This is a genomic window from Lysinibacillus piscis (assembly GCF_026012395.1).
Taxonomy (GTDB): Bacteria; Bacillota; Bacilli; order Bacillales_A; family Planococcaceae; genus Lysinibacillus; species Lysinibacillus piscis.
The window spans coordinates 184,980-197,861 of the sequence record NZ_BRZA01000003.1 but is presented as its reverse complement, the minus strand read 5'-3'; the positions used below and the strand labels follow the sequence as shown (position 1 = coordinate 197,861).

Sequence of the window (12,882 nt, the reverse complement as noted above, 5' to 3'; positions counted from 1 at the left end):
GGGGAAGCAAATGCCCGCTATTGCAGATGCGATTATTTTAAAAAATGGTGCAAAAACCTTTCAGCAAGATGAGGATAGTCCAACATATGTGCTAAAAGGGGTGGATTTAACGATTGAAAAAGGTCAATTTTATATTTTACTTGGGCCTAGTGGCTGTGGGAAATCCACGCTACTCAATATTATTGCAGGATTTTTAGAGCTATCAGAGGGAAATTTAGAAATTGTCACATCTAATACAAATCGTGATGGGCGGGGATTTGTCTTTCAATCAGCCGATTCAGCATTATTCCCATGGTTGACGGTTGAAGAAAATATAGCGTTCGGATTGAAGATGAAAAAGGTTCCAACAGAAGAGCGTAAAAAAATTGCTGAGCATTATATCAAACTAACTGGTTTAACAGGGCATGCGAAAAAGTTTCCTGATAATTTATCTGGTGGGATGAAGCAGCGTGTACAGCTTGCAAGGGTTTTGGCAAATGAGCCTGAAATATTGCTGATGGATGAACCATTTGGTGCACTGGACGCAATGACGAGAAGGTCGATGCAAAATGAGCTAATTCGTATTTGGCGTGAAACGAATAAAACGATTATTTTTGTGACACATGATATTCAGGAAGCCATTATTTTAGGGCAGAAAATCGGCATTATGTCAGTAGGACCCTCCTCCAAAATAACGACAACGTATGATGTGAAATTATCATATCCACGAGATTTAACGACGGCTGAATTTAATGATTGCTATAGGCGAGTGCAAGCGCATTTTGAGGATTATGGAATATAGGGGGGCGTATGAATGACAACAATAAAGGTAGAGGCAGCTAACACGAAGACAACGGTGATAGAAAAGAAGAAAAAAGTAAATCGCTTTTTAAAATCAGGTGTTTTAGGCTGGGTTGTAATTTTAGTCGTTTGGCAAATTGCTTCCTTATTTTCAGAAGAAATGTTTTTACCAAGTCCCTATGCAACCTTTAAGGGCATGATTGAAATTGCAAGTGATGGTACATTATTTGTTTATATGGGGTATAGCTTTGCCAGAGTTTTAGCTGGTTGGTCACTCGGGCTACTTATTGCAGTACCAGTTGGATTATTAATTGGTACAAATACATGGATACGCACAATATTAGAGCCCGTTATTAACTTTGTGCGCTTTATTCCACCATTAGCGTTTATTACATTGTTTATGCTATGGTTTGGCATTGGTGAACAATCCAAGGTGTTCCTTATTGTTTATGCGACATTTTTTGTGATTACCATCAACACATTAACAGGTGTTTTATCCATCTCGAAGGATAAATTATTATCTGCTCGGAGTATGGGAGCGACTAAATTTCAAACATTGCTTCATGTTGTGATTCCAGCAGCAGTTCCTTATATTTTTACAGGAGCAAAGCTAGCAATGGGTTCATCCTTTATGGCGATTATCGGTGCAGAAATGGTGGCAGCCAACGAAGGTATTGGCTTTATGATTTGGAATGCTCGCTTGTACTTTAAAACAGATTGGATTTTTGTTGGTCTTGTTGTCCTAGGTTTAATGGGCTTTTTAATGGATCGTTTATTCACTTATGGCGGACGTAAGTTTTTAGCACGCTATAAGGTTGTATCATGATTTAAAACCAAGTTAATTTATAAAAATTATAAGAAAAGGTGATTATATGACAACAACAACTTCTTTAGAGATTATTAAAAAAGCAGGGCGCATTGGAGCAGAGGTAAAAGGGATAAAATTATCCGCTGATATTGAAGGGCCAATTTTTGAGCAAATTAAGGTAGCATTACAAGAAAATTTAGTGTTATTTTTTAGAGGGCAAAATCATTTAGATGATGCTGCACATGAGGCGTTTGCTAAACGATTCGATGAATTATATGTGCATCCAACTGTACCTGTTAAAGAAAATACAAATGCTATTTTTGAGTTAGATTCTGAGCATGGTGCGAAGGCAAATAGCTGGCATACTGATGTAACATTTGTACCAGAAGTTCCTAAATATTCTCTTTTAAGAAGTGTGACCATTCCGAGCGTAGGTGGAGACACTGTTTGGGCAAATACACATACAGCATATGAAGATTTACCAGCTAGCTTAAAGGAATTAACAGAAAAAACATGGGCGATTCATTCCAATAAATTTGACTATGCTAAGTATGCTTACGCCAATCAATTAAAGCAAACGAAGCAGTTTGAAGCATATGCGAAAGTATTTGCTGCTACTGAATATCAAACACGTCATCCATTAGTGTTTAAGCATGAGCAAACAGGTAAAAAGCATTTATTACTAGGGCATTTTGTACGCCAATTAGAGGGCTATTCTACGGCAGAATCAACGGCATTATTTGAAATTCTCCAAAAGTATGTAACTAAATTGGAGAATACAGTGCGTTGGAGCTGGCAAGAGGGTGATTTAGTCATTTGGGATAATTTGGCGACGCAGCATTATGCGATTGCAGATTATACAGAGCAACGTGTTGTGCGTCGTGTAACAGTGGGCAAAGAAATCCCGCAAAGTATTGATGGTGTTCAAAGTGAGATCATCGCAAACAATAAATAAGGAGATGTTCTATACCCTGAAAGTTAGTGTAGTAAGCTAACTTTCAGGGTATTTTCATATGATGCAATATTTAGTTGCTTTAAGAATTTCTTCATATTTATAATAGGGAAAACTTCATTTTTATTTTCTACAATAAAGATATTGAAGGAATCGTGTATTTTTGCAACTTTTTCTAATTCTGATGCGTATTAAAGTAGAGAGAAGTTTTATCTTGATTCAACAAAGATTTTTCTGTGCGAAAGCGAAGCGACAGCAACAAAGATTTTTCTGTGCGAAAGCGAAGCGACAGATACAGAGGGAGGATGAATGCTATTTTTCCCTACATTCACTGGGTGTCTATACACTCGCTGAATCAAGATAAAGCTCCAGCGAATATTACAGATTTTGAAGAGGAACTTTTCGAGCGAGCTCGAAAAAATCTGAATGCAATTACGCTGGGGCGTAATTGATTAAAGGGGGAGACAGCTTGAAAAAAGGATTAATAAGGGCAACATTATTGGTGGCAGGCGGATGGCTGTCTTACTCAGTAATAGCGACCGCTATTTATAAAAAGACATCGTTCGTGCAAACCGATTGTGAGGGAGGTGTCGCATTAACGTTTGATGATGGACCACACCCTATTTATACACCACAATTACTGGACTTGCTTAAAGAGTTTGATATTAAGGCAACATTCTTTGTCGTTGGAGAAAATGCACAGAAACATCCTGCGATTATCAAAAGAATGCATGAAGAGGGGCATACAATTGGTATTCATCATTATCAGCATACGTCAAATTGGTTGATGCTACCGCATATGGTGAAAAATGAAATTGAACACTGTGCACAAGTAATCGAAAAACTTACAGGTGAGCGACCAACCTTATATAGACCGCCATGGGGGCATTTGAATAGTTGTGTACCTACATTGGCCAAGCCTTATCGTATTGTATTGTGGACACGCCATTTTTCAGATTGGCGGACAGCACGTATTCAGCATACATTGGAGGATGAGCTGGTAGCTGCAGCGCAAAAAGGAGGCATTTTTTTATTACACGATAATGGGCAAACAGTGGGAGCAGATGAAGATGCTCCTTACTATATGCTGAAGCATTTAGAAAGCTTTTTACGCAAAAACGCACATACAACAAAGTTTATCTTGCTTCAGTAAATGTTTTTTGTATTGAAAATGAAGTGCCAGATATAGAAGACTCCTTCCTATGAGTGAGCTTGAAAAAATCCAGACGCAATTACGGTAGGGCGAAATTGATTATGCTAAGGTAGGTATTGTTATGGATGAAGTCGTCAATTTACTTGAAACATATGGCTATGTGTTAATTATTGTATCGCTATTTTTTGGCATTGTAGGAATTCCAGCACCAGAGGAATCATTAATTTTTTTAGTAGGTTTATTTGTCGGTTACCATCGTTTGTCCTTAGGCTTATCCATTATAAGTACATTAGGTGGGGTTTATGCGGGGCTATTAGCAGCATACGCTATTGGACGTTGGTTAGGCTACCCATTTATGAAGCGCTTCGGTAAATTTATTGGGCTAACAGAGCGAAACTTAGAAGTGGTTAGTAAAGGCTTTAATCGGAATGCGTTTCGGACAGTAGTCATTAGTATTTTTCTTCCTGGTGTACGGCAATTGAGTCCATATGTCGCAGGTGTTAGTCGTGTTCCGTTTAAAATGTATTCAATATATGCTTTAGTGGCAACACTCGTATGGGTGATACCATTTTTAATCGCAGGGCGTATTTTAGGCTCGGTTTTTCATGTCGGACCAGAAGCTGCACCATATATGGGGATTGGCATTAGTGTGGTGTTTATTATTTATTTATTGTGGAAAAATCGAAAAAAATTACGCTTGAAGTCAAGGGTGTGAGGAGGAAACGATATGAAAAAAGCGCTGTTTTTGCCGTTTTTAACGATACAAACGGGACATCATCAAGTAGCAGATGCACTGATGGCTTTTGTTGCCAAGCATAATGAAGATGTCGAAGTGAAAAAGGTGGATCTGTTAAACTACGCCAACCCTTTTGTAGAAAAAGTGATATCTCGCAGCTATTTATCATGGATTCAATACGCACCTACAACTTATACGAAATTTTATGACCGAGTGTTTGACCAACGAGAAGAGTCGAAGCCTAATTTCAAATTATATGAAATGTTATTGAAACATTTACTGCGTTTACTAGAACAAGAGAAGCCAGATATTATTTTTTGTACACAAAGTGCGCCGTCTTATTTACTCAATAAATTAAAGCAAAGTGGACATTGCCAAATACCCGTTGTGAATGTTTATACAGATTTTTTCATGAGCCAACTTTGGAGTATTGAGGCAATCGATTATCATTTTGTACCTATGCAGGAGATGAAGGATTTATTATGTCAGCAAGGTGTAGCAGAAGCTAGCATATTTGTGACAGGTATCCCTGTGCATGAAGAAATGCTCCGAACTACAGCATTGCATAATTTTGCACGCAATATTTTAATTGCGGGTGGGAATTCAGGCTTGATGAATTGTACTAACTTATATGAACAGCTCAAGCAAAATGAATATTTCCATTACTATATTTTATGTGGCACGAACAAGAAGTTATATCAGCAAATTTTAGCGTGGCAATTACCGAATGTCACACCATTTTCTTATATTGAATCACGCTCTGAAATGAATCGACTTTATGACCAAATGGATGCTATTATAACAAAACCTGGTGGTGTGACGGTTAGCGAAGTTTTACGAAAAAAGCTACCTATTTTTGTGCATTCCGTATTACCAGGGCAGGAAGAGCGTAATTTGAAATATTTAATGGATCAAGGCTTAGCGTATAAGCTGAATACAAATGAATGTCTACATCAGCAATTGGAACGTGTACTGCTAAATGAAGATGCTATGGCTCATTATAAACAGCAAGTAGCAACATATTTGAATAATTTACACATTAAAACGGCGGATGAATGGGTGCAATTTATGCAATCCATGCTAGGTAAAAATCAGGCAGTCCATGAGATGTGTCTTGCCTCACATAACGTACAATAAAAGATGCCAAAGCGCTATAGAATGAGTGCTTTGGCATTTTTTACTGTGTATTTTATTGAAGGTATTTTGGCTGGCGTGTAAAAATTTTTCCATATAGTTACAGTAGCCGTTATAAATAGTAAAAGGCTTTGAGGCTCCTTTTATTAACAGAGAATGGCACAATCTTGTAAATCCAGGCTGCTTTATATTTACTGGAATGATCAAGCGTGAGCATGGCTGCTGGAACAATGAGCATGGAAAAATAAATTGTTAAATAGCGCATACTATTAGCAAAGTTAACATGGTTGCCCTTTAATGTATTGAATATAAAACGGCAAGAAACGACTAGAGAAAATCCTAATGATGGAAGGACCTTTAGTTTGAACTCTCGCTCCTGTTTATCATTTGTGAATTTGCTTGTACTCAGTAGTTTTTGCAAATTACGCTCAAAATATGCAATTGAAAATGAATATGATTGTGAAGTTGTTAGACAAGTGGATGAATAAGGAGTAATGAAGGTTCAGAGGCATATTGACAATTTTTTTTATTAACCATAGAATAAAGTTATCGATTAACAGAGAATTAATAAGAGGTGAGAGCTTGAAATCAAATATTACTATGCGTGATATCGCAGAAAAACTTGGTGTAAGTAGTGTGACGGTATCAAAAGCATTAAATGATAAGGAAGGAGTCAGTGCCGATTTAAAGTTAAAAATTAAAAAAGTTGCAGAAGAAATGGGATATCGCTTTAATACTGTAGCTCGTGCCATGAAAGATGGTCGTTCCCATAATATTGGTATAATTATTCCTGAACGTTTTACAGGAATGACACAATCCTTTTATTTGAATGTATACCAATCACTATCAAAATCCTTAGAGCAAAAAGGTTATTATGGCATTTTGCATATTTTAAGCTTAAATGATGAAAAATCTTTAGTTCCACCGAGGATTTATTTAGAACAAAAGGTGGATGGTCTGATTGTGCTGGGGCAGACCAATAAAGCATATATCGAGATGATACAGTCTGTAAATATTCCAGTAGTATTTATGGATTTTTATGATGAGCACACTGACATGGATTCAGTAACCACTGACAACTTCTATGGTGCCTATGATTTAACTAATTATTTGATAAGTAAAGGACATAAAGAAATTGCTTATGTCGGTAATTTATATGCAACAAGCAGTATTCAAGACCGGTTTTTAGGCTATTATAAATCACTTCTAGAACACGGGCTTAAGAGAAATGATAACTATATTTTAAATGACCGTGATGAAGAGGGAAAATATGTTGATATTGAATTACCTGACGTGATTCCAAGTGCATTTGTCTGTAATTGCGACCAAGTGGCTCGCCTTTTGATTAACAAGCTTATCGAACTTGGCTATCAAGTACCTGAGGATGTATCAGTAGTAGGGTTTGATAATGATGTGTATGCTACTATTGGAGTTCCCGGATTGACGACAGTAGCAGTTGATGTAGAAGAAATGGCTAGCATCGCTGTTCGATTTATAGATGAAAAAATGAAGGATTTTTCGAAAAAGTTTGGTCGTGTTCAAGTTAAAGGACGGATTATTTATCGGGATTCAGTTAGCTCTCCACTGACTGTTTCAAAAAAAACATAGACACTTTAGTCTATGTTTTTTTTGTTGGAAAATTATAAAGTAATCCATTAGGTTAATATAATGGTTTTGTTAACTAATTTTTCAGAAAATAAATTGACAATAAAGCGGTACCAATATAAAATATCAATTAAGTTTAACGATAACTTAAATTGAACAGGGGGATTTGTAATGAAAAAGAAAAGATGGGCTGCTTTTTTAGCGGCAGGACTGTTTCTGACAGTAGGACTATCAGGCTGTGGAGTAGCAAAAGAAAAGTTGTCTGAAGGTGGCAGTAAAGAAAATGGAGGTATCAGCGGTGATATTACCGTAATTACACAGCGGACGGATATTGTGGATACTGTCTTTCAGGATTATGCCAAACAGTTCCAAGAAAAGTACCCAGATGTAAATGTATCATTTGAAGCGCTGGCTGATTATGGTGGGCAAATTACTCCTCGAATGAATACAAAAGATTACGGAGATGTGTTATTAATTCCGACACAAATTCCAATTGCTGATATACCTGATTTCTTTGAACCGCTTGGTGACTTAGAGGAAATGAAAGAGAAGTACATGGGTGTGGAAGAGCGAGCAGTAAATGGAAAAGTATATGGGATTCCAATTGCTGTAACATATACAGGCATCGTTTACAACAAAAAAGTGTTTGCACAATCTGGTATTAAAGAAGTTCCAAAAACGTTTGATGAATTTAAAACAGCACTAAAATCGGTAAAAGATAAAACAGATGCAATTCCTTTGTACTCAAACTATGCAAGTGGCTGGCCTCTTACGCAGTGGGAAGGGGCCATCACAACAGTAGCGGGTAATCCAGATTACTACAATATTAAAATGCCGAATGAAGATAATCCATTTGCCAAAGGAAAGCCTCATTATGAAATGTACGAATTAATGTATGACACAGCAAAAGAAGGCTTGATTGAGGAAGATCCGTTAACAACGGACTGGGAATCATCAAAAGCAATGATGGGCCGAGGGGAAATTGCAACGATGGTTCTTGGTTCATGGGCGATTGACCAGATTAAGAGTGTAGCAGACAATCCAGATGACATTGGTTATATGCCATTCCCGACAAATGCAGAGAAAGTAATTTTCCCACTTGGAGCAGATTTCCAAATTGCGATAAACAAAAATAGCAAAAATAAAGAGGCAGCACAGGCTTGGGTAGATTGGTTTATTCATGAATCTAATTATTCCGTTGAGCAGGCAGGTGGCATCAGTGCTGCAAAAGACGAACCACTTCCTGAAGAACTGAAACAGTATGAAGAGCAAGGGGTAGAGTTTACTTTGTTAACGCCAGCAAAAAAAGGTCAAGAAGGTCTTGTTGACAAAATCGATAAAGAAGCAGAAATTGGTTTTTGGCTTGAAGATAATAAAAAGGTCATTATGGAAGCAGGAATTGGCAATCGAGATGAATCTTATGAGGATTTAGCTGAAAGATTTAATAAAGCATGGAATGAAGCTAGTAAAAAGGTAATGAACGAATAAAAAGCAGAGGAGGCAGAAAGGCGTGCATACTATGCTTTTCTGCTTTTCTTTTCATTATAGGAGGTGCCGAGATGTTTAAACTTTCGGACTTGTCGTATAAAAATCAGCGGAAAATAATTATCTTTACTTTTTCCCTGCTACCGGTTGTACTTTTGTTCACATTTGCATATCTGCCAGTATTTAATATGTTTCATTATAGTTTTACAGACTGGAATGGATTTAGCAAAGAGAAAGAATGGGTTGGGTTGGAAAACTATAAATCTATTTTTACCAATCCAGAATATTTTGTTGTATTTAAAGTCAGTGTCTATTACTTTTTTGCCACTTTTGTGCAAATGGGACTAGCCTTATACTTTGCTACTATTTTAAGTTTTAACGTTAAATTTAAAAATCTGTTTAAAGGAATCTTATTTTTCCCCTATTTGTTAAACGGCGTAGCAATTGGATTTATGTTTATGATTTTTTTTCGTCCAGAGGGCACGTTTGATACAATTCTCGGTATGCTTGGGCTGGGAAGCCTAGTGCAGCACTGGCTTGGAAACCCAGATATTATTAACATTTCTCTTGCAGGTACATCAGTATGGCGATACATGGGCTTTAACTTTATTATTTTTCTTGGTGCTATTTCCTCGATACCAAATGAGATTTATGAAGCGGCGGAAATGGATGGTGCGAATCGATGGCATCAATTTCGTTACATCATTTTGCCAAGTATCAGCAGAATGGTACAGTTGAATATTATTTTAGCAATCAGTGGTACGATTAGCGCATTTGAAATTCCATTTATCATGACAGGTGGGGCAAATGGTAGTAAGACTTTTGTTATTCAGACAGTCGATTTAGCATTTAAATATGGGAAAGTAGGGCTTGCTTCAGCGATGGCAGTGGTTTTGCTGTTTATTGTTATCGTTGTAACGGTTGTACAGCGCCTAGCATTTAAGGAGGAACGCTAAGATGAACAAGCTAACATCAGCAAAGGTAGCATTCAACGCAGTCAGAGTAAATTCTGACAAAGGGAAGCAAAATCCATTGAAAGTGGCTTCACTATTTGTTAAATATGGATCTTTAATCATTGGAGCTTTGGCAGCTCTCATTCCTATTATTGTTGTTTTTTTTGCTTCTTTAAAAACAAGAAGTGAGTATGCATCTACGGGACCATTAACACCACCTGAAAATTGGTTTTATTTTGAAAATTATACCAGAGCATTTATGGAAGGCAAAATGCTTTTAGGATTTATGAATACAGCCATCATTTTGATAGTTTCAATTGTTGGTGCAACTTTGTTGGGCTCCATGATTGCTTTTGTTTTGCATCGATTTCATTTCAAAGGGAAAAAATTGCTGGTCGTTGCTTTTTTACTTGCAACGTTAATTCCTGGTGTAACAACGCAAGTAGCGACTTTCCAGATTATTAATGATTTAGGTTTGTTTAATACACGTCTGGCTGCCATTATTTTGTATCTAGGCACGGATATTATTGCGGTATATATCTTCCTGCAGTTTCTTGACTCTGTTTCGATTTCGCTCGATGAATCTGCCATGCTGGAGGGGGCTTCTTATTGGACAATATATTGGAAAATTATTCTTCCCCTTTTGAAGCCGGCAATCGTAACGGTTATTATTGTAAAAGGTGTAGGAGTATATAACGACTTTTACACTCCATTTTTGTATATGCCGAAAACAGATCTGCAGGTTATATCCACTGCATTATTCAAATTTAAAGGACCGTATGGGGCGCAATGGGAAGTTATATCAGCTGGCATCATGATAGCAATCATCCCAACAGTTATTACATTTTTAGCTCTGCAGAAGTACATTTACAACGGATTCTCTCAAGGATCTGTTAAGTAAGGAGATACCTTTCGAAATGTAAATTCAAACCTTGCTTACTAGGGCAACACTACCACATGATGAATCAGATGGGTAATGAATAACTATAGAAATGAAAGGTGATCCAGTGCCAATTGAAATAACAGAGGGCTGGCTCATGTTCTACCATGGGGTGACTGGCACACACAATGAATTTGTTAATAATGTCATGAAGCTAATACAGGATGGATTGCTATTTACTTAAGGGCAGCGAATATGTATGTAAGTATGATTTATAAGACTGCAGAATAAATTGTTGGTTATGTAAAAAATGCACAAAGTCATTGCGTGCATTTTTTGCGAACAGGCGGAGGGCTTGAGATGATTAAACAAATGAAAATCCAGACAAAAATCGGCCTAATTGTAATAAATGCATTGCTGGTTCTGGTATCAACCAATGCGATTGGCTATTATTACATGAATGCAATAGCAAAGCAGTCAGAGAAAATGTATGAAGAAAAGTTCGCTTCAGTACAGCTTTTGGGTCAAATTCGTACTGAAAACCGAGCAATCGATTCCCGTGTTCTTGAAATGATGGTGACAACGGATATTGTTTTAAGAGATGAGCTTGGTAGCGAACTAGACACGGACATGATAGAAATGATCCAGTTGCTGAGTCAATATGGGAAACAAGTGAAAGATGGCAAGGAAAAAGAATTTTTTAAAATGTTAAAAGGAGGAACGAGCGCTTATTTAAGTGCAGTAACCAGTGTAAAAAGGTTGGCTATAGATGGGCAGCAGGAATCGGCCTATAAGTTGTATATGAACCGAGCTGTGCCTTCGAGGGATAAAATGATTCAATCAGCTGAACAACTGACACTCTATCAGCAAAAAGGAGCTAAAGAGCTGTATAATCAAAACCAGTCGAATGTGAAAGTGGCTCGTATTATTATAGTTGTTTTAGGGATACTTTCATCCATCATTTTTCTATTATTGAGTGTCATCATCTCCAAAGGGATTGTAAAACCAATTCAAGGGGTGAAACAGCTACTTTATGCCGCTGAAAAGGGAGATTTAACAGTAAATGGGGATTATCAGTCAAGAGACGAGCTCGGACAATTAACAAGGTCATTCAATGCGATGGTAAGTGGACTTCGCTCAGTTATCAATCAGGTGGATAGAACAGCTGAACAGGCAGTAGTAGCCTCTGTTGAGTTAAATAACTATTCTGAGGAAACGATGCGGGCAGCGGAGAGAATTACTGAAGTAACCAGTGAGGTAGCTGCTAGTGCTGAAAACCAGCTGACCGAACTGACTGAAACGGTAGTAACAATGAATCAGCTATCAGAAACTGTGCGACATATTGCTGATAATGCTCAATCTGCATCGGTATCTGCTTTACATGTAAGCGGAAAAGCAGTAGCTGGACAGGACTCTTTAGAAGAAGCTGTTTCCCAGATGGGCTCTATCCATGAGCGTTTTGCCCAACTGGCGGAGCGAATCAATGGACTGGGTGCTCGTTCTCTTGAAATCAGCCAAATTGTTGATACGATTACAGAAATAGCGGATCAAACTAGCTTACTTGCACTAAATGCTGCGATTGAAGCGGCGCGTGTAGGAGAGCATGGTAGAGGGTTCTCAGTTGTAGCTGAAGAAGTGCGTCGGTTGGCAGAGCAATCAGCTGAATCTGCAAAAAGAATTACAAATCTGATTTCAACGGTTCAATCAGAAACCAACCAGGCTATGATTACAATGGGTGCAGCATCAGAAGAAGTAACAAAAGGGCTTGAAATTGTTCAGGAAGCTGGGAATTCTTTTTCTGAAATTTATGAAGCGACAGGATTGGTTACAGGGCAAATCCAGGAAGTTTCTGCCGCTGTTCAGGAAATTGCCGCTGGGACAGAACAAATGGTTTCCAATGCAAGGGAAATTAAGGTACTCGCTGAAAAAACAGCTGCTCATACAGAAGAGGTATCTGCTTCTTCTACAAAGCAGTCAGCGTCTATGGGTAATATTTCCTTATCTACTGAAAATCTTGCAGAGGTAGCTACTTTGCTACGACAGACCATTAGGCACTTCAGTATACTCGAAAGGGAACGGAAGGAAAACCAAAGACGGGAAGACTTTTAAGAAGACCAAAAAGTAGCTTTAAGAGAGCATAGTGAATAAGAAAAAGAAACGGGGTCTCTAGTGGAGATTCCGTTTCTTTTTCTTATTTCGTTCGTATAGACCATCATATTTTTGTGGCCTGTGCGATTGAAACAACTTTTTCATGTGGACAAGCACAACTGAAAATGGTGGATTTTCGGGGCATTTGGCCTTTGTAGTATTCATGCAATCATTTCTGAAAATCCACTTCTAGTCATAGAACCTAAAGAATTGGTCATGTTGCTAGTCATACTCCAAGGCACAAAAAT

The 12,882-nt window shown here is 37.7% G+C and carries 11 protein-coding genes; all 11 read left to right on the top strand.

Features of this window, described 5'->3' with window-relative positions; translation table 11 throughout:
• The first annotated feature begins 10 nt into the window (after positions 1–10).
• The 11 genes from OPF91_RS13750 (at position 11) to OPF91_RS13700 (ending at position 12,595) form a co-directional block, all read left to right on the top strand.
• Entirely contained in the window at positions 11–781 is a 771-nt protein-coding gene (locus tag OPF91_RS13750) for an ABC transporter ATP-binding protein (RefSeq protein ID WP_264989405.1), read from the top strand.
• Between the two features lie 12 nt (positions 782–793).
• On the top strand, positions 794–1,606 hold the full coding sequence (locus tag OPF91_RS13745; RefSeq protein ID WP_264989404.1) for an ABC transporter permease: 813 nt from the start codon (positions 794–796) through the stop codon (positions 1,604–1,606).
• A 46-nt stretch (positions 1,607–1,652) separates the two neighbouring features.
• Positions 1,653–2,543 carry a TauD/TfdA dioxygenase family protein gene (locus OPF91_RS13740; protein WP_264989403.1) on the top strand — a complete coding sequence of 297 codons (891 nt, stop codon included), beginning with the start codon at positions 1,653–1,655 and terminating at the stop codon, positions 2,541–2,543.
• A 466-nt stretch (positions 2,544–3,009) separates the two neighbouring features.
• Entirely contained in the window at positions 3,010–3,693 is a 684-nt protein-coding gene (locus OPF91_RS13735; protein WP_264989402.1) for a polysaccharide deacetylase family protein, read from the top strand.
• 121 nt (positions 3,694–3,814) lie between these two features.
• Positions 3,815–4,408: a DedA family protein gene (locus tag OPF91_RS13730; protein WP_264989401.1), complete on the top strand. Its 594-nt coding sequence runs from the start codon at positions 3,815–3,817 to the stop codon at positions 4,406–4,408.
• Positions 4,409–4,420: 12 nt separating this feature from the next.
• Positions 4,421–5,566 carry an MGDG synthase family glycosyltransferase gene (locus OPF91_RS13725; RefSeq protein ID WP_264989400.1) on the top strand — a complete coding sequence of 382 codons (1,146 nt, stop codon included), beginning with the start codon at positions 4,421–4,423 and terminating at the stop codon, positions 5,564–5,566.
• 579 nt (positions 5,567–6,145) lie between these two features.
• Complete coding sequence (locus OPF91_RS13720; RefSeq protein ID WP_264989398.1) at positions 6,146–7,171, top strand: substrate-binding domain-containing protein; 1,026 nt, start codon at positions 6,146–6,148, stop codon at positions 7,169–7,171.
• Between the two features lie 168 nt (positions 7,172–7,339).
• The gene (locus tag OPF91_RS13715; protein ID WP_264989396.1) at positions 7,340–8,656 is read left to right on the top strand and encodes an ABC transporter substrate-binding protein; all 1,317 of its coding nucleotides are present in this window, start codon (positions 7,340–7,342) and stop codon (positions 8,654–8,656) included.
• Positions 8,657–8,727: 71 nt separating this feature from the next.
• Positions 8,728–9,609 (top strand): carbohydrate ABC transporter permease, encoded by an 882-nt coding sequence (locus tag OPF91_RS13710; protein ID WP_264989395.1) that lies wholly within the window; start codon positions 8,728–8,730, stop codon positions 9,607–9,609.
• A 1-nt stretch (position 9,610) separates the two neighbouring features.
• Positions 9,611–10,507, top strand: coding sequence for a carbohydrate ABC transporter permease (locus OPF91_RS13705; RefSeq protein WP_264989393.1), 897 nt, complete (start codon positions 9,611–9,613; stop codon positions 10,505–10,507).
• 339 nt (positions 10,508–10,846) lie between these two features.
• On the top strand, positions 10,847–12,595 hold the full coding sequence (locus OPF91_RS13700; RefSeq protein ID WP_309297439.1) for a methyl-accepting chemotaxis protein: 1,749 nt from the start codon (positions 10,847–10,849) through the stop codon (positions 12,593–12,595).
• Positions 12,596–12,882 lie beyond the last annotated feature (287 nt).